At 43.7% G+C, this 23,078-nt stretch carries 21 protein-coding genes; 3 read left to right on the top strand and 18 right to left on the bottom strand.

From position 1 onward, the window contains the following. Positions 1 to 31 precede the first annotated feature (31 nt). Together gntK and gnd are read right to left on the bottom strand one after the other, a co-directional pair. Positions 32 to 1,582 (bottom strand): gluconokinase, encoded by a 1,551-nt coding sequence (gene gntK / locus ON01_RS05390; RefSeq protein WP_010529988.1) that lies wholly within the window; start codon positions 1,580 to 1,582, stop codon positions 32 to 34. A 24-nt stretch (positions 1,583 to 1,606) separates the two neighbouring features. Next, positions 1,607 to 2,503: a phosphogluconate dehydrogenase (NAD(+)-dependent, decarboxylating) gene (gene gnd, locus ON01_RS05385; RefSeq protein WP_010529987.1), complete on the bottom strand. Its 897-nt coding sequence runs from the start codon at positions 2,501 to 2,503 to the stop codon at positions 1,607 to 1,609. Positions 2,504 to 2,975: 472 nt separating this feature from the next. Between gnd and ON01_RS05380 the strand changes: the two genes are divergently transcribed. Next, complete coding sequence (locus ON01_RS05380; protein ID WP_010529986.1) at positions 2,976 to 3,830, top strand: MurR/RpiR family transcriptional regulator; 855 nt, start codon at positions 2,976 to 2,978, stop codon at positions 3,828 to 3,830. A gap of 121 nt (positions 3,831 to 3,951) precedes the next feature. On the opposite strand, the gene ON01_RS05375 is transcribed toward ON01_RS05380, so the two are convergent. The 8 genes from ON01_RS05375 to ON01_RS05345 all read right to left on the bottom strand — a co-directional run bounded on the left by ON01_RS05375 (position 3,952) and on the right by ON01_RS05345 (position 14,472). Continuing rightward, the gene (locus ON01_RS05375; protein WP_010529985.1) at positions 3,952 to 5,142 is read right to left on the bottom strand and encodes a dicarboxylate/amino acid:cation symporter; all 1,191 of its coding nucleotides are present in this window, start codon (positions 5,140 to 5,142) and stop codon (positions 3,952 to 3,954) included. Between the two features lie 153 nt (positions 5,143 to 5,295). Continuing rightward, positions 5,296 to 6,243 carry a nuclease-related domain-containing protein gene (locus tag ON01_RS05370; protein WP_010529984.1) on the bottom strand — a complete coding sequence of 316 codons (948 nt, stop codon included), beginning with the start codon at positions 6,241 to 6,243 and terminating at the stop codon, positions 5,296 to 5,298. 82 nt (positions 6,244 to 6,325) lie between these two features. Further along, positions 6,326 to 6,493: a hypothetical protein gene (locus ON01_RS19470; RefSeq protein WP_175284930.1), complete on the bottom strand. Its 168-nt coding sequence runs from the start codon at positions 6,491 to 6,493 to the stop codon at positions 6,326 to 6,328. A gap of 396 nt (positions 6,494 to 6,889) precedes the next feature. After that, on the bottom strand, positions 6,890 to 9,982 hold the full coding sequence (locus ON01_RS05365; RefSeq protein ID WP_010529983.1) for an SbcC/MukB-like Walker B domain-containing protein: 3,093 nt from the start codon (positions 9,980 to 9,982) through the stop codon (positions 6,890 to 6,892). A 20-nt stretch (positions 9,983 to 10,002) separates the two neighbouring features. Continuing rightward, positions 10,003 to 11,187 carry an exonuclease SbcCD subunit D gene (locus tag ON01_RS05360; RefSeq protein WP_010529982.1) on the bottom strand — a complete coding sequence of 395 codons (1,185 nt, stop codon included), beginning with the start codon at positions 11,185 to 11,187 and terminating at the stop codon, positions 10,003 to 10,005. A gap of 213 nt (positions 11,188 to 11,400) precedes the next feature. Next, positions 11,401 to 12,375, bottom strand: a complete 975-nt coding sequence (locus ON01_RS05355) for a nuclease-related domain-containing protein (protein ID WP_010529981.1) — start codon at positions 12,373 to 12,375, stop codon at positions 11,401 to 11,403. Between the two features lie 428 nt (positions 12,376 to 12,803). Continuing rightward, entirely contained in the window at positions 12,804 to 14,282 is a 1,479-nt protein-coding gene (locus tag ON01_RS05350) for a sodium:solute symporter family protein (protein ID WP_029328994.1), read from the bottom strand. A 1-nt stretch (position 14,283) separates the two neighbouring features. Further along, positions 14,284 to 14,472, bottom strand: a complete 189-nt coding sequence (locus ON01_RS05345) for a hypothetical protein (RefSeq protein ID WP_010529979.1) — start codon at positions 14,470 to 14,472, stop codon at positions 14,284 to 14,286. A 124-nt stretch (positions 14,473 to 14,596) separates the two neighbouring features. On the opposite strand from ON01_RS05345, the gene ON01_RS05340 reads away from it, so the two are divergent. Continuing rightward, entirely contained in the window at positions 14,597 to 15,181 is a 585-nt protein-coding gene (locus ON01_RS05340) for a transcription repressor NadR (RefSeq protein WP_010529978.1), read from the top strand. Positions 15,182 to 15,317: 136 nt separating this feature from the next. On the opposite strand, the gene metA is transcribed toward ON01_RS05340, so the two are convergent. After that, positions 15,318 to 16,226: a homoserine O-acetyltransferase MetA gene (metA, locus tag ON01_RS05335; RefSeq protein ID WP_010529977.1), complete on the bottom strand. Its 909-nt coding sequence runs from the start codon at positions 16,224 to 16,226 to the stop codon at positions 15,318 to 15,320. Positions 16,227 to 16,436: 210 nt separating this feature from the next. Here metA and ON01_RS05330 point away from each other — a divergent pair, with 210 nt between their 5' ends. Further along, complete coding sequence (locus tag ON01_RS05330; protein ID WP_010529976.1) at positions 16,437 to 17,291, top strand: GNAT family N-acetyltransferase; 855 nt, start codon at positions 16,437 to 16,439, stop codon at positions 17,289 to 17,291. 71 nt (positions 17,292 to 17,362) lie between these two features. Here the strand turns inward: ON01_RS05330 and ON01_RS05325 are convergent, their stop codons facing one another. The 7 genes from ON01_RS05325 to ON01_RS05295 all read right to left on the bottom strand — a co-directional run bounded on the left by ON01_RS05325 (position 17,363) and on the right by ON01_RS05295 (position 22,995). After that, entirely contained in the window at positions 17,363 to 18,010 is a 648-nt protein-coding gene (locus tag ON01_RS05325; RefSeq protein ID WP_010529975.1) for a hypothetical protein, read from the bottom strand. 80 nt (positions 18,011 to 18,090) lie between these two features. Next, positions 18,091 to 18,477 carry an ectoine synthase gene (locus ON01_RS05320; protein WP_010529974.1) on the bottom strand — a complete coding sequence of 129 codons (387 nt, stop codon included), beginning with the start codon at positions 18,475 to 18,477 and terminating at the stop codon, positions 18,091 to 18,093. Positions 18,478 to 18,549: 72 nt separating this feature from the next. Continuing rightward, positions 18,550 to 19,827: a diaminobutyrate--2-oxoglutarate transaminase gene (gene ectB, locus ON01_RS05315; protein ID WP_040912231.1), complete on the bottom strand. Its 1,278-nt coding sequence runs from the start codon at positions 19,825 to 19,827 to the stop codon at positions 18,550 to 18,552. 1 nt (position 19,828) lies between these two features. Next, the gene (gene ectA, locus ON01_RS05310; RefSeq protein WP_010529972.1) at positions 19,829 to 20,359 is read right to left on the bottom strand and encodes a diaminobutyrate acetyltransferase; all 531 of its coding nucleotides are present in this window, start codon (positions 20,357 to 20,359) and stop codon (positions 19,829 to 19,831) included. A 285-nt stretch (positions 20,360 to 20,644) separates the two neighbouring features. Further along, a complete protein-coding gene (locus ON01_RS05305) occupies positions 20,645 to 21,367 on the bottom strand; it encodes an amino acid ABC transporter ATP-binding protein (protein WP_010529971.1) in 723 nt (240 codons plus the stop codon). Beyond that, on the bottom strand, positions 21,367 to 22,026 hold the full coding sequence (locus ON01_RS05300) for an amino acid ABC transporter permease (RefSeq protein ID WP_010529970.1): 660 nt from the start codon (positions 22,024 to 22,026) through the stop codon (positions 21,367 to 21,369). The genes ON01_RS05305 and ON01_RS05300 overlap by 1 nt, the downstream gene beginning before the upstream one ends. A gap of 156 nt (positions 22,027 to 22,182) precedes the next feature. Further along, entirely contained in the window at positions 22,183 to 22,995 is an 813-nt protein-coding gene (locus tag ON01_RS05295; RefSeq protein ID WP_010529969.1) for a transporter substrate-binding domain-containing protein, read from the bottom strand. Positions 22,996 to 23,078: the final 83 nt, after the last annotated feature.

The raw sequence follows: 23,078 nt of genomic DNA, 5'->3' as shown, positions 1-23,078 counted from the left end.
ACATCACCCCTTTCGATACTCAAACATAGTATTATTCCTGTCCCAAATATTTCCGCTGAAATGAAGCGATGCTTTCATATTCATCGGTAAGCATCCGTGACAGGCGAATGTATATCGGTAGCAATTCCCGATAAATTTGTGTCGTTTCCTCATTAGGGGAATGTGTATTGGTATTGCCGACCATTTCCGACACAACACTGAAGTCGTCTATTTCCCCTGTCGCATACATTCCCAGCACAACTGCCCCAAGACAGGAACTCTCAAAACTTTCAGGTACAATAACCGGTTTATCAAAAATATCCGCCATCATCTGCCGCCATGTTTCAGACCTTGCAAAACCACCTGTTGCCTGGATACTCTTCGGTTCACCGGTAAGTTCTTCAAGTGCCAGCAGTACCGAGTAAAGGTTATAAAGCGTCCCTTCCAGTACGGCTCGAACCATATGTTCTTTCTTATGGTGGATACTTAACCCAAAAAATGAACCGCGTGCGTTGGCATCCCAGATTGGTGCACGTTCACCCTTTAGGAATGGGTGAAAAATCAGACCATCCGATCCTGCGTTGACACCTGATGCGATTTTTGTCAGCACATCGTATGGGTCAATTGATAATCTTTTTGCCGTTTCAACTTCTGCAGCAGCAAATTCATCACGGAGCCACCGTAAAATGATTCCCCCGTTATTAACCGGCCCACCAATGACCCAATGGTTTTCGGTAAGGGCATAGCAAAAAATCCGCCCTTTTGGATCCGTTTTTGGCTCATTATATACCGTTCGAATGGCACCACTTGTACCGATTGTTACAGCAATAACACCTTCATCAATCGCATTAACTCCCAAATTGGATAGAACGCCATCACTCGCTCCAATAACTACCGGAACATCGGGATCAATCCCCATGTATGTAAGATGTTCCGCCTTAATGCCATTCATCTGATGTGTGGTCGGGACAATTTCAGACAACTGATCACGTGAGATGCCCGCTAGTTTCAGTGCTGCTTCATCCCAGTCAAGCGTCTCCAAATTAAACAATCCGGTCGCGGACGCAATCGAGTAATCGACAACAAACGTTTCAAAAAGTTTATAAAAAACATAGCCTTTAATCGAAATAAATTTCGCCGCCTGATTGAAAATATCCGGCTTTTCCGCTTTCATCCAGACCAGTTTTGCCAGTGGAGACATAGGGTGAATCGGTGTTCCGGTCCGTAAATAAATATTATGGCCGTTGTGATCTTCCTTGATTTTCCGTGCGTATTCACTGGCCCTTGTGTCAGCCCACGTAATGCTGTTTGTCAATAATCGTCCATCGCCATCCAGAGCGATAAGACTGTGCATGGCGGAACTGAATGCTATCAAACGGAGTTGATCTGATGAGATGCTGCTCTTGCGGATGACTTCCCGGATAACGGTAAGTACGGCATTAAAAATTTCTTCCGGATCTTGTTCCGCCACTAGAGTATTTGGCGTATACAACGGATAACTGACGGTATAGTCTGCTTGTACGTTACCGTTCTTTTGATAAAGCACTGCCTTTGTACTCGTTGTACCTATATCCACTCCCAGGTAAAACCCCTGCTGTTCCATCGTTCTTCCTCCTAATTTAAACAACTACTTCTTCACAACATCGTGACCGCCAAATTCATTTCTTAGCGCTGCGACAACTTTGCCGGAGAAGGTATCATCTTCCTGTGAGCGATACCGCATCATAAGCGATAATGCAATTACCGGAGCGGCAGCTTGTAAGTCCAGTGCCGTTTCCACCGTCCATTTCCCTTCACCGGATGAATTCATCACGCCCCGGATATCATCAAGATTGGCATCCTTGGAGAACGCACTTTCAACCAATTCCATCAGCCAGGAACGGATAACAGAACCATTGTTGAATACCCTGGCAACCTGTTCATAGTCATAGTCGAATTCACTTTTTTCAAGAATATCGAACCCTTCGCCAATTGCTTGCATCATGCCATATTCCATGCCATTATGGACCATTTTCAGAAAGTGTCCGCTTCCGCATTTTCCAGTGTAAAGATAGCCATTATCAATCGACACATCGCGGAACAACTGTTCAATCTCCTTAAATTTATCCTGATCACCGCCAATCATCGTACAAGCGCCTGACCTGGCACCTTCCACACCGCCACTCGTACCGCAATCAAAGAAATAAATTCCGTTATCCTTCAATTTTTCGGCATGTTTAAGTGTATCTTTATAATTGGAATTACCGCCGTCGATTAATATATCTCCGGCATCAAGCAGTGGAATGAGTTCATCAATCACAGCTGTCGTCATCCTACCTGCCGGCACCATCAGCCATATCTTTCTGGGTAAAGGCAAACTTGCAACAAGTTCCTGTAAAGAATCAGCAAGCTTGAGTTTTTTGCCGACAACGCTTTCAATCGTTTCACTATTTTTATCAAAACCCAAAACTTGATGATCGTGGTCCAATAAATTCAAAGCTAAGTTAAGACCCATTTTTCCAAGTCCTACCATTCCTATTTCCATGATGTCCTCCTGTTTTCAAGTAATTTTTTTTCATTTTATAGATATTATATCAAATTTTTTTCCGTATGCAATGTTTTATGAAAACTGATTTTCATATATAATGTAAAGTGAAACTTCAATGAGGCTGGGACAAAAGTTTCTATACAAGTAAAATCCGAACCACTAGAAATTATAGCTAGTGATATAACTCGCTTCGGAAATATACTTCGCTTTCCGGGGGCAGCTGATGAGCCTCCTCGTGCCTTCAGCACTGCGGGGTCTCATCTAGGCCTCTGCTCCCCAAGAGTCTTCGTATATTTCCTCCGCTAAGCAGTGTATTGTTCGTCCTTAGGTTTGCTTTGTAAGTTTTATCCAAACCTCATTGTTAGTTAAGCAAAATCGGACATTTACGGACAGTTAACCGCCGTTTCTTGATGGGTTACTGTCCGTTATATGCGGGGAATATACAGCCTACTGATAAGGGGAATAGTTTATGGTAAACGATAATCAGCACTGCCTTGCCAGCATTCGGAGCAACTACGGTAAATTCAGTGATAAGGAAAAAGCAATAGCAGATTTTATTTTAGAGAATCCCCAGAAAATCATTCATCATACGATTAATCAAGTTTCTGAAAAACTGGGAATCGCTGAATCAACGGTCTTTCGGTTCTGTCAGCGAATTGGTTTCAAAGGATTTCAGGCCATGAAAATTTCACTTGCTGCTGAAATTGTAACGCCTATAAAAGATATTCATGAAAAAATTAATGAAGAAGACAGCATCGGAACAGTCACTGAAAAAGTATTCCGTTCCAACGTTAAAACGATTGAGGATACACTCCATATCCAGGACGGCATGATGATCGAGGAGGCCGTTGAAGCGATTTTGCGGGCAAATAAAGTTCAATTTTTTGGGAATGGCGGATCCGCTCTTGTAGCACTGGATGCCTATCACAAATTTATCCGCAGCGGCATTGACGTCAGTGCCAACTTGGATTCACACATGCAGATAATGTCCGCATCCCAAATGACGAGCGATGACCTTGCTGTTCTCATTTCACACAGCGGTTCAACCAAAGATCTGCTCGATATTCTGCAAGTTTTACAAGAAAATGAAGTAGAAATCATCGCTATCACAAATTTTGCTAAATCACCACTAACGAAGGAAGCAGATATTTCGTTATACACTGTCGCCGAAGAAACCGATTTCCGTTCGGAAGCATTGTCATCAAGAATTGCCCAGTTATCAATCATTGATGCGCTTTATACCAATGTCATGATCGCTAATAATGAATCCGGTCAGGAAGCTTTGCAGAAAATGCGAAAAAGCATCAGTCTGAAGCGGTTGTGAACGGGATATCGGCAGTCTCCTAATATTAGACAAAACGCATTCCGGGTAACCCCTGAATGCGTTTTGTCTGTTGGATACGGTTAACTTTTAGAATCTCTGCACCCTGTCACTCTTCTGTCTGTCATTTCCTCTTCTCACTTGCATCAACGACAACACTCGCAGCCGCGTCACCTGTTACATTGACAGCAGTCCGCATCATGTCCAATATACGGTCGATACCACCAACCAGTGCGATTCCGGCCAGTGGCAAATTAACGGCACTCAGCGCCATCGTCAGCATGATAAGACCTGCTCCGGGTACACCGGCTGTCCCAACCGATGCGAGTGTACCGATTAGCACAACCGTCGCCATCTGTGAAAGCGATAAATCCATACCAAAGTACTGCGCGACAAACATCGAACAAAGCCCGACATATAGCGCCGTTCCATCCATGTTTATGGTAGCTCCCAACGGCAAAACAAACGTGCTCGTCTCTTTGGATACGCCCAGGTTTTCCTGCGCACTCTTAATCGTTACCGGCAGCGTGCCTGAGCTGCTGCTCGTACTGAAAGCAACGGCAGTAGCTGGAAAAATGCCTTTAAAAAATTGAATTGGGCTCATTTTTCCAAGTGATTTAATAATCAGCGCATAAACCACAATTAGTTGAATAACGCATCCCAGAAGCATTGCCAGAATCAGCTTGATTAACGGAAGCAACACATCCACTCCATACTCACCGACAACGGGTGCAAGCAGGCCAAATACACCAATCGGAACAACGGTCATCACCATGCCGGTTATTTTATACATCACTTCCGCAAATCCATCAAAAAACTGCTGCACGGGTTTTGCCTTTTCACCTACCAGGGTAATCGCAATACCGATGGCCAATGCAAAAAAGATAATTTGCAGGATATTCCCCGACGATAGCGCGTCAAATGGGTTTGTCGGTATAATATTTAAAATGGTTTGGACAACCCCCTCTGTTTCATTCGGTTCAGGAGTCTCTTTACCTTCTAATGATACATCAATACCACTGCCCGGTGAAAAAATCTTCCCCGCTATGATGCCGAGCGTTATCGCGAGCATACTGGTAAGCAGATAAAATCCAATCGTTTTTCCGCCCAGTCTTCCTAATTTCTTCACATCACTTGTACTGGCAACTCCAACGACAAGTGTCGCAAGCACTAAAGGGGCAATAATGAATTGAATTAATCGCAGAAACAAATCCCCCAGCGGCTGCACAACTTGCGCTTTCTCACCAAATATGATACCGGTTACAATCGCTAGTATAAACGCGGCAATTAACTGCCATATCAGACTTTTCTTCATATCTAACGCTCCTGTCCTATATATATCTGTCAAAATTCGACGGTATCTACTAAATTATCATATATTAGAGGTTCGTACAATTTATAATCGAAAAGCTAAGAAACTGGAGCCTTAACGTTAGGATCCAGTTTCTTATTACGGGTAATAATTGCTTCACTTATGTAAGTAATTTATATTCTCCAGATCTTCCTTCATCTGTTGAAGGGTTTCCTTTGAATGCTTTTTTGCTTCATGTTTTAACTGATTACGGAAATATTGGCGAATCTCATTTTCCCCTATTAATCTGGGTACATTTTGATTATCAGATAAGTCTATTACGCCTTGCATATCTTCATCAGATGAATAACCAAAATAAACAACCGCCGTAATATGATCATCTCTAGCCAAGTGTTTGGAAATATAATCTTTTAACGTTAAAGCGGTGCTCATAACTTGCTGCGTCGGACTCCCATATGATTTGATTCGTATCTCTTTGCCTTCATTGTCTGGGACAAAAACAAGCGTATGTTTTTTCTTCGATCGCTGAATGCCGGGTGTCATCATATCTGTAATAAACGAAAACAACCCTGCATTTTCCTGAGTCAATCCGTGGATGATTTTTCCTCGCCAGTACTTGGTTTCCACAACATAAAATCCTGTCGGCAGTAAAACAAGGTGATCAATTTGGCGCGTTTTAAAATAACCTTCTTCCTCATATGGGATAAATAGATTTGGCAAAATAATCATGTCATCATGAGAAATAGACCCTTCATGAATCAACTCATTTTTTAACTGTTCTAAAATTTGATGCGTAACGATTTCTCCTGCGTTCCGTGTGTATTTTTGTAAGTCAATTAAGTTTTTATTCAATTTGCCAATATGATGATTCAGCGTTTGAACGTCATTGTTATAGTGATGCTCGAGTTCTGCCATCTTATCCAGCCACTCATTCTCCTGTTCATGATAAGATGATTTGAAGTCTTCTTCTGCTGCTGCGATTTCCTTTTGATGCCTTTCTATGGCATTAGCTTCTCTTTCAGTTGTATTTTTCTTTAAACGGAAAATATACCATATGCATCCGATTAACCCGATGCTTAACACACCTATGACAATATATATCATATAAAACCACCCTGCGTTAGCGACGTTAATTTAATATTAACAAACTGACAGCAATGAAACGAGTATCTTTTTCCACTTACCTTTAATGCGAGCCGGGGTATCCTTCATGATTTAAAATAGACGCTAAATACGTCTGTGCTGCATATGGCAGCATTCGAAAGAACAATCCGCGGCATTTAACATCAAGCAGACCTGCAACAAACACCATAATAACGATCAACATTAAGACGGGTTTTCTGTTCACTTTCATCATTTCGTCCCTTTCTATAACACAATGGATTATCGTCTTATATTATCGTAACAGACGAGTGCATGCAGCGTGAATAGATTTTGAGGTCAGCTTAACTTTATCAAAAAAAATCGTATTCACCCGAATATGATTCTTAATCATAAACTTGTGCTCACTCCGACAAATGAGTTTTCTTTTCGCTATTAGTTCCCCCGTACGGATTCGCTACTCTTAACTATTAAATCTGTTGCAATTGTTGGATCGGCTGATGTTGTCACAGAATCGGCTTAAATAGCCATGAAATCGGCTCAAGTTCACAAAGTTCCCGCTTAAGTTCACATATTTCCCGCTCAAGTTGTCACAATTAGCTGTCGCTGCAAAAATAAACGGGCCGCCCCATACAGTTCCAAAGACGTCTTACTTCACCACAAATTCTGTCCTGCTGTGGCCTTCCTTTGTTTTCTCAACATCGAGTCTTGCCGGGAAGATCGTCTTTAATTCCTGGACGTGGGAAATGACCCCGATCATCCGGCCTGACTTCTGCAGGTCAACTAATGTATCAATCGCTTTGTTTAAGGACTCCTCATCCAATGTCCCGAACCCTTCGTCGATGAACATCGTATCAATGGTAATGTTGCCCTGGAAGCTCTGTATGACATCGGACATACCGAGCGCCAGGCACAGGGAAGCATTGAACTTTTCACCGCCTGACAATGTTTTGACGTCACGGGTCTGGCCGGTATAAGCATCATAGACATCCAAAGCCAGACCGCTCTGTCTACCATGTGATTCCTGGCGCTCACTGCGCATCAGGGAAAATTGCCCATTGGACAGACGTTTCAGCCGGCCGTTTGCCGCATCAATGATCCGCTCCAGATATTCAATTTGCAGGTAACGTTCAAAGGATATCTTGTGACTGTTCTGACCACGCAGCACATCATGCAGATCGGTGATGGTGGCCAATTTCTTCTCAAGTTCTGCAGCTTCATGATGCGTGTCGATGATGTTGTCTTTTATCGTTACGGCCTGATTTCTGTAATCCGTCGATTGATTATATGTCTGATAGGCCTTTTCGTAGGCAGTTTTGAGTGTTTGCAGCTCTTCCTCAAGCGCTGACAGATCTGCACGCTTTTTACCCTTGAGCGACTCCGCTAGATCTTGTACCTGCTGTTTCTTCGCGGTTAAATTATCATTAAAATGACGAATGGCTTCTTTCCATTCCTGCCGCTCGTTATCGGGCATTTTTGCCTGCTGATACGATTCATCGGATTCAAACCCTGCTTTCTTCAGTGCTTCTTTGAACGATTCCTCTGCTTTGGCACGTTTTTCCTTCGTTTCTGACAGCTGGTTCGTGGCATTTAAAAAATTCGCAGCGGTTTTGGCGGCTGCTTCTTTTGCCTGCTGGAACTGCCGCTGGGCATTTTCCCATGACCTTTCCAATTTCGTTTTGTACTGATCGGTTTCAGTGATTCGTTTTTCTAGGGCGGCAAGCGTCTGGACCTCTTCCGGGATATTCCGCAGCTGTTCTTTGTAAATGGCATGCGCCGACCGGTAATCGGATTGAAGTTCCTGGTGTGTTTTATCCAACTTCTCTTTTTTTGATTCCTGTTGTTTTAATTCCTCCTTTGCTTGTTCCTGGTTCGCTTTAAGCTGTTTCAACTCTTCACGCTGTTTTTTCAGCAAGCCGACTTCCTGCTTAAGTTTGGTGCCCTTTTCAAATAGCTGATCGCGAATATTCGCGGCCTTATCGGCAGCTACTTCATGTTTTGCCAGTTCCTGCTCCTTTTCAGCCAGAAGACTGGCATTGGATTTATACGCGCTATCTGCTTTCCAGTATAGTTTTTCTTTTTCCTCTAGATCTTTCTTCAAGGAGTTAAGTTGCTCGCGAGACACCGTTTGACCGTGTTCAGCTGCTTTATTCGGGTGGTCGGTGCTCCCGCACACCGGACATGCGCCACCATCGTGCAAGTGCCCGGCCAACACCACAGCCTGATTGTTGAGCCATGCCTCCTCTTTGGCATCGTACGCCTTCTTGGCCGTTACAAAGGCTTTCTCCTTTTGTTCCAAATCCTGTTTCACAGCGGACTGTTTTGTCTGCAGATCAACATAGCCTTCTGCTACCTTATATTGCTCGCTGGCGTCCATCAGTTCCTGCTGTTTGTCCGGCAGCTGACTGACAGCATGATCAAGTTCAAGCACCTTTTTATCATTTTCCTCAACTGCTTCTGTTTTTTTCTGCAGTTTGGTTTTAGCGTTTTCCAGATCTTTGGCAGCCTGCTTGCCTTTTTCCGCCAGTTTTGCGAGCTCTTTTTTCTTCTCATCGAGTTGCTTCACGATCGGCAAATAGTCGTTTAACCGTTCAAGCTCTCTGGCTGTCTTCTCACGCTCATCTCTTTTATTGTCTTCCTGCTGATAAATGGATTGAGCCTGTTCGAGCCTTTGCTTAGCTTGTTGGTCGGCAGTTTCGGCATGTTGCAAAGCTTCTATCTTCGCTTTCTCATCGTTTTGCCAGTCGGTGACCTGCTTTTCGTACACTTCGATGTGGCTTGCCCGCTCAGCGTCTTCCAGCTGCTTTTCTCGTTCCTTATATGCCGGCACCTGCTCCTCCAGCTTATTTAGTTCAGACTGCTTCTTATCCAGATCAGCAAATTGGTCATTGAGCGCTTTCGCCTGATGAAGCTCGGTCTGCTTCTGGTCATGCTTTTGATACGCGTTCTGATAGGCTTGCTCGTCGGCAGAAATTTTTTCAGTAAAATACGTGACTTCCGCCTCAAGTCCTGCCACAACCTGATTGACGTTGTAATAATCACTGTTGAGGACGCTAAAAAGCTCTGAATCCTCACGCTCAGGCAGGGCAGTACGGATACTTTCGATAAAGTGATCTCTGGACTGCTGTGCCTGCTTGAAGTCCTGATCAATCCGATTCTTCCTGTCCCGAAGCAGCTGATTAATCTGGTTGTAGCTCTCCGTCTTGAACAGCCGCCGCAAAATCAATTCCTTATTTTCAGTCTCAGAGGTTAACAGCTTCCGGAATTCCCCTTGCGGCAGCATGACAATCTGCTTGAACTGATCCTGCGAGAGTCCGATAAGCGATTCGACTTTTTTATCGATATCAGACACTTTTTGACGGTCGACACATGGCACTTCCCTACCGTCAACTTTCTCATAAAACTCATACCGCTCGCCGGTCTTGGTCTTATTCCCTTCTTTCACATGTCCCGGCTGGCGGAGGATCCGGTAGTGTCTCCCATGAATTTCAAACTCCAGCTCAATCACTGTTTGTGTATCATCCGAGGCAAAATCACTACGGAGCATTCGATTATTCTCTCTATCCGTTCCGCTCGCGCTTCCGTATAAGGCAAAACAGATCCCGTCAAAAATAGTCGTTTTCCCTGCACCGGTGTTGCCGGATATGACAAATAGATTATTGCCATTCAGCTCGGTAAAATCAATCGTTTCAGTAAGTTTATATGGGCCGAAAGCCGTCATCGTCAGTTTTAAAGGTCGCATCAGAACCCCCCTCTCTATCTCTAGTTCTCTACCGTCTGTTTTGACGGTTCTACTCCCCGCTCTTCTTTCAACAGGTCATCCAGAACTTCTTTGAAAATCGTTTCCATTTCTTCGGAGGCCTCGTGTCCCTTGACTTCATGATAAAAAGCTTTGAATAAATCCAGGTCACTCATGTCACTTCGGTTCGTTTGACTGTCTTCAGTCTGATTATCGGATGAGGCCATATAAGCCCCGCGGTCAACATGCATCGCATTCGGATAGACGGATCTAATTCGCTCCATCGGCGACAAAACCGGTGCCTCATCCAGCAGCCGGACAAACACATAATCGTCATTAACCGGATGCGTCAACAACGCGTCCATCGTTGCTTCAATCGTCCGGATATCCCGTTTTGGTGTGAACGTGCGTTTTTCTATTGATACATTCCCGCGGGCACCCATCTCCACGACTGAATAGCCTTTTTGATGATGCTCTTCGGAAATGGAATATTTGAGAATAGAACCCGAATACCGTACTGTCTCATTGGCCACATGGTGCGGATGATGCAAGTGCCCCAATGCCGTATAGTGGAATGGTGCAAAATGGCGGGCATCCACATATTCCGCACCGCCAATCGACAGCGGTCGCTCCGAATCACTCGTATTCTCTTCTTCCTCGCCAAATGGCGTCACGAAAGCGTGCCCTATGTAGACATGACGGGCATCCGGATCCATATCCTGCTGCAGGATGTCAACGATTTTTTGCGCTGCATCGTTGTGATTACGGATCGTATCGTCTGCCGTCACAGTCCGCACAACACTCGGATCACAATACGGCACGAGGTAAAAATGGACCGGCCCATGCTCATCATGCAGCACGACCGGCTTTAAATCGTCTTCAAAATTACCTGCAATGTGAAAGCCGTTTTGTTTCATAATGCTGCTGCCGAAGTTAAGCCGGCTCGGGCTGTCATGGTTGCCCGCCACTGCTAGCACCGGCGTTTTCAATTCAAGCACAATTTTACTCAACGTCTCGTCCAATAAATGCACAGCCTCAGTCGGCGGTACTGCCCGGTCATACAGATCCCCTGCGATAATGACCGCATCAGGTTTCTCATCTTCAACCGCATCGATAAACTGCTCCAGCACGTAACGCTGATCATCAGTCATGTAGACGCCCTGGACCAGCTTTCCCAAATGCCAGTCCGCCGTGTGGAATAGTTTCATGCTCTGCTCCCCCTTTTTCGGCTTATTCTATCTGTCTATTATAGTACAAAATTAGGATACCTTGGTTTAAAAATATATCTCAGAGCGTGATTTCCTGTTTTGAAATTGTGAACTTCAGCGAAATACTTGTGAACTTAAACGGAAATTTTGTGAACTTGAGCAAATTTCATTAGTATTTGAGCCGATTTTGTGACAATTTGAGCCAAACATAACTTAATCTAAAAGTTTTCCAATGTCCAGCCGGTATCGCATTCCGCTCCCAACTCCAATCTTATCCAATTCTTCCGACTGTAAAATCTTTCTTGTGATACTGTTAGAATTAAGCTTCAAAAACTCCCGGGCTTCCCTGTTATTAATAGACTTACCGATCAACAAGCTATGGTCAGCCAAAGCTGGCCGGTGAGCTGTTTTCGACTTTAACCCACAACTTAAGCACAGCCATTTACCACTTTTCCAATGCATTGGAACGTTTCTGCATCCCGGACAAATCACACCTATTATCAAATCATGAGTTGTCATACCGAACTTTTCCATCCCACTATAAACTTCAGGGTTATGCTCTTCAAGTAGACGGTAGGATAGTTCCATTAACTGATCTTCAGAAATACGTGCCAACCTATATCTGTTTATAAACGAGTCTATTTTTGGAAGAATTTTATGACGGTGCATGACAATATCGGAAATAATTTTATTGTTAGTTAAATTTCTCAGATATGTACTATCACGGCTAAAAACAACAATTTTTTCAATCGGGACTGCAGGTAAATTCATTTCACGGAGCCAGGATAACAATCTTCTGTGCTGCAGATTCACTTGATCAACGGGATTTCCGAAGACTTCAACTTTCTCAGCAGATTCCCGGTATACCTGTCCCATTTCATCAAAAGTGACGTTGTCATAAATATTTTTAACCTCAATAATCAGGAAAAAATAGATGGATAAGAGAAGAAAGTCCAGTTGAAAACGCCCCTTACCGTCGGGAATCCTTAAATAGTGAAAGATTAGGAAGTCATCCTCAGGGAGAAAATTCAAATGATAAATTAGTGATTCCTCGCCCTTGTAACCGGAGAATAGATTGGCAGCGGCCTTACTGATGGCGTGTTTTTGCAGGTGGGTGTTAGCTACACGCCTATCCAGAGCCATTGCTTCCTGGATATGAAGAGGGAGCGCTAGTGGCTTGACATACAATTGTACACAACCTTTCTTATTGAATTAGAGATACAGATTAGATATTCGACACGTTTAACCAAAATCCTTTATTAGAATGAAAAATTTCTAAGCGATTGAAATCCTGACCATTTTAGTTAATTTCGGCAGTGTTTTTGACAAACAAGAGGCGACAAATTGTGAACTTGAGCGGAAAATATGTGAACTTAAGCGAAAACTTTGTGAACTTGAGCCGATTTCATGGCTATTTAAGCCGATTCTGTGACAACTTGAGCGAAAACCGAAATTCACGTGACCAGAACGTAATAAAGCCCCAGATGCGAGCATGCAACAAGTGCATCAGCCGATTACATTCATCCATGAATACTTTAGATTGTTTGGACTGACCATCATATAGAAAAAGCCCTTGTGCAGGGAACACACAAAGGCTTTTCCAGACTCGAACCGATTTATGATGCTCTTCGCTCTTCGTTCCATTTTTCTTTCATAATATTCATGAAGGCATCCGCTTTTTCCAATGACACTTTAGTTACGAGACTGACGCCTATAAAAATAACCGTTGATACCAACAATCCCCAAATGCCGGATGCCAGCCCCAGTGGTTTAATACCGGTAAATTCAATCGCAAGCACAAGCACCGCCCCGACAGACACACTAGTAATGACACCGGCAGCCGTTCCGCGCTTCCAAAAGAAAGTTCCGAAAAAGGCGGGTACAACAACAATTAACCCGGATGAGGCGGCAACAGACAGAACCGCAATCAGGTTAAGCTCCAGTTCCGCAAACGCAAACGCCAAAACCGCAATCAACGGAATGACCATTTTCGCAACTTTTAACTGTTTCCGATCGCCTGGCTTACTTTTGGAATTTCCATATACATCGCGGGCAAACATCGATGACAATGTCAGCATAATCGAATCAATCGTTGATACCGCTGCAGCCAGAATACCGACCATCACAATGACGCCAAGAATCGGCGGCACCAGTTCAGATGACAGAAGCTTAGGTGTTGCCAAGTCAGCCGTTTCGAGATCAGGAAACATCTGCATGGCAGAAAATCCCCATAAAACGGAGACGAACGTATAAATAAATCCAAAAATCAGAAAGCCAATCAGCATCTGCCGCAATCCTTTTAACGACGACGGCATAAACAACCGCTGGCTCACTTGCGGATTGGACAAACTGAAGAAGAACCACGGCAATGTCAGGCCAAGAAACGTCAGAAAGTCAAAGTAGCCATTTCCCGGAACAGACAACGAATCCGGACGGCTCGTATCCAGATTTTCAAAAAACTGTCCGAATCCACCTAATCCCTGAAAAACCATCAGAACAACGATTGTGGATGTAATGATCATGATGATAGCCTGCAATGAGTCTGTCCACACGACAGAACGGATACCGGCCGTATAGGAAAATAAAATAGCCATGACGGTTGCAAACACGACACCTGCTGTAAAAGGGATGGCGTTGTTTGTAATGCCCTGGAGCAAATAACCGACCCCGGCAAGCTGAACGGCACAATACGGAATCAGAAACAAACAACTGACAAGCGACACAGCTTTTGCTGCTGTTTTGCTTTCATATCGCCCACCAACCATTTCCGACGGGGATACATAGCCATATTTTTTCCCTGCTTTCCAAAACCGCGGCCCGAAAAGGATAACCAGCGAGACGCCAGTAAAATAAACAATTTCAAAACCGAGTGCCCCGACGCCGCCCTGATACGTGAGTCCCGCGAGACCGACCATCATGAACGCACTATATGTTGTCGCACTGTAACTCAGCGCCGACAGGATACCATTCATACTGCGTCCGCCCAGAAAGAAGCCCGCCATATCCGAACGGTCTCCTCGTCTCGACAGAATTGCGATAACTGATGCTAAAATAAAATAGATAATAATTCCCCAAATTGCTAGATTTGTACTCAATTTACTTCCCCCAATCCTTTGTGACCATAACATTAGCGATAATGATTAGAATTCCGATGATCCCCCACAATAGAAAACTGCCATACCAGGTCTGAACATCTGACAGAACAGAGTAAGGAAGGATAAAAGCTGACAAAATCAATAGTACAATTAGTATTCCCCAGCTTGTTTTTGATTTGTTTTGTTGCAAAATGGACTTCCTCCTTTTATGAAATATTGAACACTGTTACGCGCAACAACAAATAACTTTACATATGTCTTTACACATATAATTACATATGCAAAGCAATAATTCAAGAACTTTTTAATCGATCATGTATCAATGGTATAATTGGAAAAAAGCTGAAATAGAGGTGCTGGAAGTGGAAGAGCAAAATAAAGTGTTTGGTGCAGAACGGCGGAATATGATTGTGAACATGCTGAGAGAAAGCGGTGGTCCCCTTTCCGGAAAAGTTTTAGCCCAAAAAATGAATGTAAGCCGTCAAGCAATTGTTCAGGATATTTCTCTGCTGAAAGCGAAAGGCGAACCTATCATCGCTACCTCACGCGGTTATGTCTACTATGAGGAAAACAGCGAATCTACAAATTTTACCAGGGTGATTGCAGTTTCCCACAAACTGGAAAAGACGGGAACCGAACTTTATACACTGGTAGATCATGGCGTGATCGTCCGGAATGTAATGGTTGAACACCCAATTTACGGGGATATGACCGGCTCATTAATGATAAAAAATCGGCTGGATGTCGATGCTTTTTTAACTGAATTGAACAAGACCGGGGCATCACTTCTGTCCAAACTCACCGGTGGCGTTCATCTGCATACAATTGAGGCCGACACTGAAGGACAATTGGATAAAGCATGCGACGTGCTGAAAAATGAGGGAATATTGCTGGAATAACTGTGAGAAAACATGAATCTCGGGAAGTGAATGCGAACATCTGCAGATTGCAGGTTCTTCTGCCGATGTCGGCGCTCTTCTGCTGATCCACCAAAAAAAAGCTGTAACCCTTTCTAAAGAGTTACAGCTTTTCGTATCAGTCCCATTCAAACGGTGTCTCCTGATAAACGTAATAGTTGAGCCAGTTTGAAAAGAGCAGATGACTGTGTGATCGCCATTTGTGCGGCGGCTGTGCATCAACATCATCGTTTGGAAAATAATTTTCGGGGATGCCAGTGTCCACGCCCCTGCTGTGATCCCGTTTATATTCCTCAGCAAGTGTTGTCGCATCATACTCCATATGCCCTGTAATCATGATGTTTCTGGCATCGTTTGACATGATGATAAAGGGTGCGCCCTGTTCGGAAACAGACAGCAGCGTCAGATCCGGATTGGCTTCAATCGCTTCTCTTGATACACTGGTGTAGCGGGAATGCGGCGCATGAAAAATATCGTCAAACCCGCGCACAAGATTAACAGTGTGGTCAGAAATTTGGTGTTCATATATACCGAAGCATTTTTCCGGCAATTCATATTTTTTCACACCATAATGATAATACAGACCCGCCTGTGCGCCCCAACAAATGTGCAATGTTGAGGTTACATTGGCGGCCGCCCAGTCCATAATCTCTGTCAGTTCATCCCAGTAAGCAACATCCTCAAACGCAAGGTGCTCAATTGGCGCCCCTGTAATGATCAGTCCATCAAAACGGCGCTTTTTGGCCTCATCAAACGTTGTGTAAAAGTTTTCCAGATGATGCGGGCTCACATGTGTCGGCCGATGTGTCGCGGTCGTGAGAAAACTGATATTAACCTGAAGCGGGGTATTCCCTAGCAGACGCAGCAACTGCAGTTCCGTTAGTTCTTTTTCCGGCATTAAATTTAAAATTAATATATTAAGAGGACGGATGTCCTGCGTCTGTGCCCTGTCCTCATCCATAACAAAGATTTTTTCCTGCTTTAAGGCGTCACTGGCAGGCAACTCTTTTGATACATTAATTGGCAACTGTTACCATCTCCTTCAAATTTGTTGTGCAAAAAGAATGATTTCCGGAGTTTTTGATAAAAGAAATATATCCTTCATTATAGGACTCTATCAATCCCGTGGCAACCATCTTACAGAAAATTAATACACCTATTAAATTAAAATGTTTCACGAAGATATCATGACGTGATAATCTATTACATGAGAAATTATTCAGGGAGAGTGCGCCAAATGAGCAAAACGATCCGGATGCTGGACATTAACGACGACCCCCACTACGAAGCAATGGATACAGGCATTGAATTTGATTATGTTGGACGCATATTTGATAGACTCACCACCGGAAATAACCGGCTATATGGCCTTTTCCTTGACGATCAATTAGTCAGTGTAGGCGGATACTCGATTTATGCAGACAGTTATGCCATGCTGGGGCGGTTAAGAAGTGATCGCCGATTTATGGGAAATGGCTTTTCAACTGAAGTGGTGTCCTATGTCTTGCAAGAGGCTCTAAACGTCGAGGGGATTCATTGGATTGGGGCCAATACACAGGAACATAATATTTCAGCACAGCGGGTCCTGGAAAAAATCGGCCTGAGCCCCTACATAACCTTGCACGGGGCATTAACAAAAGCTACATCAGCGCTCGAATCCGGGGCAGCTCCATGGCAGCCTGTCATAGATTTGCAGCGCAAAAAAGATTGGGTAAATCAGTTGTATATTCAGACTCGAGCCATTTTTCCATATGAATGCTATTACCCTTTTCCCAGCTCAGCCGATCTATTGCAGGATCAAGATCTGCAGCAATGGTCCTTTTACGAAAACGAAGCCAAAACGCGATTCCTGATCACTAAGTACGATCAGAAAAAGCATCATTATTTGCATGCCGTCTATCCGTGGCATGACATAACATCACAGCCGGGCTTATGGGAAACCATTGCGCGTGATTACCGGAAACTGCTGCAGCACACAGATGATGAAACATACATCTGGATGGATTTAACGAAGGAAGAAGCACGGACACTTCCCGCTGATCACCAGTTTGAACTGCCATCCCCGTGGATTTTGTATGGGAAGGAAAAATAATTGAAAGTGAAAAGGATTGGAAATGATTGCTCCAATCCTTCCTTATTCGAAATCCTTCAGTAATCTAACAGTCATCTCCGGACACTTGACGGAAATACAGTGTATGACCATGAATACAGAAAGTCGGCAGCAAAAACGATCCCCCAAACCGTGCCTATGCCATAAACCGTTTCATTAGCATACGGGGAGTCTGCTGCAGTACCGGACTCAATCCATGAAAAATCAGTCAAATACCCTAGCATTTCTTCAAAACTATCCGTTCCATATGTCCAAAAAATCCCCTGTACCACGACAAACACGATTAAATGTGCTGTAGAACTCCAGCGATACTTTTTTGCAATAAACTTAGGGTCCTTATTCCTTTCCATGATGCGGTAATCTTTGGCCGTTAACAGATCAACACCGCGCCACCTGCCAATCGTTTTTCGCATCCACCGGTCAAGCTTCATGAAGTCAAATATTCCGAATGTACAGGCATAGATCACAAAAATCGTAATGATGATCTGAAACGTTGATAGTTGTCCGGTGTCCCGATAAATCAAGACTGCCAGCACTGCCTCAATCCCAAGCAGAATCAGGAATCCCAGCAAAAACAACCGACTCAGCCGGTGCTTGTTTAATAGATACCTGACAATGCCAAAAAGCAGTAATGCCGCCATTGACAATACTTCAGCTATGACAAAGATTTCCCACTGGTAATCAATCAGCAATTCTATCAATTCATCAGCCCCGATTTCCTAACTGTCAAAAAGCCCGGATTATGGATAATCACCATAATCCGGGCTTAATCTCTAACAGCTTATTCCGTCAATAGCGGGTAATAGCCTTCTTCGTTATGTGTCTCTTTACCAACGAGCGGCGGATTGAAGACACATACCATGCGCATTTGGGTCTTAGCACGAAGGATATGCTTATCATGTTCGTCTAATAGATACATTGTGCCAGCCTTAATATCATAGACATCCCCGGTTTCGACCTTTTCGATGGTACCTTCGCCTTCGATGCAGTAAACTGCTTCGATGTGGTTTTTATACCAGAAATAGTTTTCTGTTCCGGCACTGATAATCGTATCGTTCATGCTGAAGCCAACCCCGTCTTTTTTCAAAATAAATCGGCGGCTTGACCAATTCTCATCATAAGTTTCGTCTTCTGTTCCGATCAAATCTTCAAGTGATTTTACAATCATTTGCTGTCCCCTCTTTCGTTTTTTTCTGCTTTATTGCTCAAAATTTAACTGCGTATTATTAATTCATACAAATTAGCCAAGTACTGCTTGGATACTCTCATCCAATATCTTAAGTCCTTCTTTGAGAGCTTCTTTATCTATAATAAGTGGTGGAAGAAATTTGACAACTTCATCATCCGGACCGGCTGTTTCAACAATCAGTCCCCGCTGGAATGCTTCCGCACAAATATCATCAGTAAGTTCAGGTTTGCCGAGGGCGATTCCCTGCATTAATCCTCTGCCGCGGTGATGGGCATCAAGTTCAGGATATTTGGCGACTAGTTCTTCAATGCCTTCACGCAACAGTTCGCCTTTTTCCCGGATGGATTTGCCAAAGTCATCATTTTCCCAATAACTTAATGCTTGGGTTGCACCAATGAATGCCAGGTTATTGCCGCGGAATGTACCATTATGCTCACCTGGTCCCCACTGGTCATGTTCCGGCTTAATCAATGTCAGTGCCATTGGCAGACCAGCACCGCCAATTGACTTGGACAGGCAGACAATATCCGGATCAATTCCGGCTGGCTCAAAGCTGAAGAACGTACCGGTACGGCCGCATCCAGCCTGAATATCATCGACGATCAACAAAATATCCCATTGCTTGCAAAGGTCTTCTACTTTTTTCAGCCAATCCATGCTGGCTGCATTAATGCCGCCTTCACCTTGAACGGTCTCCAGAATGATAGCTGCAGGCAGTGCTACACCGCTTCCTCTGTCCTCCAGGAATCTTTCCAGATAAGCGATTGTATTCTGATCTTCCACATACTCATCAAATGGCATTGAAACCGAATGATGCAGCGGAACACCTGCCCCGTGCCGCTTAAATGAATTTGCTGTGACGGAAAGTGAACCGATTGTCATGCCGTGAAAGGCATTTGTAAAGCTGATGACCGTATCGCGCCCGGTCACTTTACGAGCAATTTTCAGTGCACTTTCAACCGAATTCGTGCCTGTTGGTCCAGGAAACATGACTTTATAATCAAGGTTGCGGGGCTTAAGAATAACTTCCTTAAAACGTTCAAGGAATTCCTTTCTTGATGTTGTCCCCATATCAAGACTGTGAAGAATCCCATTATTCTGAATGTACTCAATCATTTTCGCCTGCATGGCATCATCATTATGGCCGTAGTTTAAGCCCCCTGCACCTGCAAAGAAATCAAGATACTCTTTTCCATCTGTGTCCCAGAGTTTATATCCTTTTGCTTTTTCAAAAACGGTTGGCCAGCCTCGGCTGTAACTTCTTACTGTTGATTCCAGTTCTTCAAAGGTTTGCATCTTGTCATCTTCAATTACTGTTGTTGTCACCATTTCACCCTTCCACTAAAATTTTTTCTTTTTGTATAGGTCCAATCTTAAACAATAATTCGTCTTCATGACCCTCGCTCGGAAAGTCACCTGATGTAAAATAGTCATGAATAACACATTTTGTATTAAGCTTTTTCGCAAGTCCTTTAAATAACTGCTGTGATGCTGTATTTGATGGTGAAACTGTCGCTTCCACATGATTCACCTCTCCGCAGCCTTGACGTTTCAGCAAATGGTACAGCATCTTGGTTGCGATCCCATTACCACGTTCAGAGTCATCGACAGCTACCTGCCAGATAAACAGCGTATCAGGCTGATCAGGATGAATGAATCCTGAAATGAAGCCTACTGTGTCCCCTTCTCTTTCAACAACGATGGACGTTTCGGAAAATATTTCACACCACATGAGATAGCTATATGATGAATTAAGATCCAGAACGCCTGTATGCTTAATTAATTCCCACACTTCCGATCCATCATCTTTTGTTGGCTTGCGAAATCCAAGCTCCCCCTCTTGTTCCTTTGTTTTAGTCATGACACCATTACTGCTGTTTAAGATGATTCCACCTCCTAGAGTTCTTAAAAAAACATTCTTTATTAGAATAAATAGAATCATTACTTTCGTCAAAATGCATTAATCGCCATTTATTAAGTTTAAACATGTTCAATACCGGTCTGCTTAAAATAATCGGGGATATATTAAAAAAAGCTTCCAAATAAGTGGAAATAGACGGACATTTAAGAAGCAAGGGGTGTCATATACGTTTTTTCAATCCCTGCAAAAACAAAGCAGACGGGGGTTCGTCTGCCTTTTAAGCTGCTATAAAATTTTATTTAAAAATTCTTTTGTACGATCTGACTGCGGATTGGAAAAAATTTGTTCCGGGTCACCTTCTTCAACAATGACACCTTCATCCATAAACAGAACCCGGTCACCTACTTCACGGGCGAATCCCATCTCGTGTGTGACAACAAACATTGTCATTCCTTCATCCGCCAGCTGCTTCATGACTTCCAGCACCTCACCGACCAATTCAGGATCCAGTGCAGATGTTGGCTCGTCAAACAGCATCATCTTTGGTTCCATAGCCAGAGCACGGGCGATTGCCACCCGCTGCTGCTGTCCGCCTGATAATTGTTGCGGGTACTGCTCGGCTTTATCCACTAAACCGACTTTTTCCAGCAATTTCAGACAGCGTTCGCGCGCTTCCGAATCCGTAATTTTGCGTACTTTTTGGGGTGCAAGCATCAGATTTTCGATCACTTTCTTGTGCGGAAATAGGTTGAACTGCTGAAATACCATCCCTACTTCTGTACGCACTATATTAATATCAGTCTTCGGGTCATTCAGGTTGTAACCATCGACAATCACTTCGCCGCTTGTGATTGGCTCCAACATATTAAGACAGCGGAGAAACGTACTTTTTCCCGAACCGCTCGGACCGATAACACAGACAACTTCGGATGGGTCAATCTCGCAATCGATTCCTTTCAAGACCTCGTTATCGCCAAATTTTTTATGCAAATCTTTAACGGTAATCATCAAATATCAAGTCTCCTTTCAGTTCTCTGCAGAACAAAGGATAACGACAATGTAATGGCAAGATAGAAAACAGCCACCGTCGTATAGATTTCCACGGCGTTAAAATGGTTTGCCGCGATCAGCCGTCCCTGGAAAATGAGTTCTGGAACAAGTATGACGGATAACAATGACGTATCTTTAATACTGATGATGAACTGGTTGCCAAGTGGCGGAATCATCCGCTTAAACGCCTGAGGCCATATGATATAGCGCATGGTTTGGCCATGATTAAGACCAAGTGAACGGCCCGCTTCCATCTGACCCTGATCAATCGATTGGACCGCCCCGCGGACGATTTCCGCTATGTACGCGCCGGAGTTCAAAGCAATCACAATAATCCCGGCAGTCACGGATCCCAGTTCAAATTGGATAATGAGCGGAAGCGCATAATAAATCCAAATAGCCTGAACCAGTACGGGTGTACCCCGGATCGTTTCAATAAAAATGATGGAAATACCTCTTACCACTTTATTCTGAGCAATACGGCCCAGTCCGAAAATCCCGCCAAGAATAAACCCAATTACAAGGCCGACAACTGATATTAACAATGTGTAGTATAAACCTGTAAATAATTGCGGCAAAAAGTCGATAACGCCTGCCCAATTAAATCGTCCTACCATCCAATCACCTCTTCTGAAAACCAAGCTTATCGCAAGCCTTGGCTGTACTTATGATGAAAATCTGCCAAAACAGAAAAACTAAGACCTATCAATACTAATGGCGATAAGCCTTAGTCCCTCCAGTTTTTTGGTTATCACAGCTGTTGCTCGATAGGGTTATTCGGGCTTTTTACCAAACCATTTTTCATAGATCTCGTCGTATTTCCCATTTTCCTTCAATGTTGCCAGAGCATCGTTGATGGCAGCTACCAAATCCTCATTGCCTTTTGAAATGGCAATGCCGTAATCCTCAGCCTGGTACAGGTCCCCTACCACTTTCAAGTTGTCACCGGTTGTCTGGATATAGTAGTTGACATTCGGCGCATCGTACAGAATAGCATCGGCGCTGCCATTTTCAACAGCCAAATATGCCTGGTCAAGCTGTTCATACTGATTGGGATCGGCGTTCTCAATATTAGCATCGATATATTGCGCACTTGTTGAACCAAGACGCGTCGCAATGGTCTTTCCTTCAAGATCCTCGATACCTTTAATATCCTTATTATCTTTTGGAACCCCGATTGCCAGGCCTGATTCGTAATATGGATCACTGTAATCGATTTTCTTTGCCCGCTCTTCAGTAATACTGATTCCAGCAATTGCAATATCAAACGATCCTGTCTGCAAACCAGGAATGATCCCGTCAAAGTTAGTAACTTCGAGGTTAATGTCAAAACCGGCCTCATCTGCAATTGCATTGATCAGATCGATATCAAACCCGACATATTCACCATCTTCCTTAAATTCAAATGGTACAAATGATGAGTCGGTAGCAACTGTGTAAGAATCTTTTAAACTGCTGTCATCAGAGCTATCACCTTCCGAATCTCCCGAAGACGCCGCATCTCCTCCAGACCCGCAAGCTACCAGCAGGAAAAGCAAACCAAATAAAAGCAATAAAGCACTGAATTTCCACTTTTTCCGAATCAAATGAATCCCCCTCCTATAAAAGTTTCTATTATTCTACCATGAATCAATATTACCAGTAAACGGACTTTTGTGAAAATTACCTA

The organism is Lentibacillus jeotgali (assembly GCF_000224785.1).
Taxonomy (GTDB): domain Bacteria; phylum Bacillota; class Bacilli; order Bacillales; family Amphibacillaceae; genus Lentibacillus; species Lentibacillus jeotgali.
The sequence above is the reverse complement of the archived record's forward strand: the minus strand, read 5'-3'. Positions and strand labels throughout refer to the sequence as shown.

Coding starts and splice junctions, on each gene's coding strand:
- gntK (WP_010529988.1), bottom strand. CDS start 1,582: ATGGAACAGCAGGGGTTTTACCTGGGAGTGGATATAGGTACAACGAGT.
- gnd (WP_010529987.1), bottom strand. CDS start 2,503: ATGGAAATAGGAATGGTAGGACTTGGAAAAATGGGTCTTAACTTAGCT.
- ON01_RS05380 (WP_010529986.1), top strand. CDS start 2,976: ATGGTAAACGATAATCAGCACTGCCTTGCCAGCATTCGGAGCAACTAC.
- ON01_RS05375 (WP_010529985.1), bottom strand. CDS start 5,142: ATGAAGAAAAGTCTGATATGGCAGTTAATTGCCGCGTTTATACTAGCG.
- ON01_RS05370 (WP_010529984.1), bottom strand. CDS start 6,243: ATGATATATATTGTCATAGGTGTGTTAAGCATCGGGTTAATCGGATGC.
- ON01_RS19470 (WP_175284930.1), bottom strand. CDS start 6,493: ATGAAAGTGAACAGAAAACCCGTCTTAATGTTGATCGTTATTATGGTG.
- ON01_RS05365 (WP_010529983.1), bottom strand. CDS start 9,982: ATGCGACCTTTAAAACTGACGATGACGGCTTTCGGCCCATATAAACTT.
- ON01_RS05360 (WP_010529982.1), bottom strand. CDS start 11,187: ATGAAACTATTCCACACGGCGGACTGGCATTTGGGAAAGCTGGTCCAG.
- ON01_RS05340 (WP_010529978.1), top strand. CDS start 14,597: ATGTATCAATGGTATAATTGGAAAAAAGCTGAAATAGAGGTGCTGGAA.
- ON01_RS05330 (WP_010529976.1), top strand. CDS start 16,437: ATGAGCAAAACGATCCGGATGCTGGACATTAACGACGACCCCCACTAC.
- ON01_RS05320 (WP_010529974.1), bottom strand. CDS start 18,477: ATGATTGTAAAATCACTTGAAGATTTGATCGGAACAGAAGACGAAACT.
- ectB (WP_040912231.1), bottom strand. CDS start 19,827: ATGGTGACAACAACAGTAATTGAAGATGACAAGATGCAAACCTTTGAA.
- ectA (WP_010529972.1), bottom strand. CDS start 20,359: ATGACTAAAACAAAGGAACAAGAGGGGGAGCTTGGATTTCGCAAGCCA.
- ON01_RS05305 (WP_010529971.1), bottom strand. CDS start 21,367: ATGATTACCGTTAAAGATTTGCATAAAAAATTTGGCGATAACGAGGTC.
- ON01_RS05300 (WP_010529970.1), bottom strand. CDS start 22,026: ATGGTAGGACGATTTAATTGGGCAGGCGTTATCGACTTTTTGCCGCAA.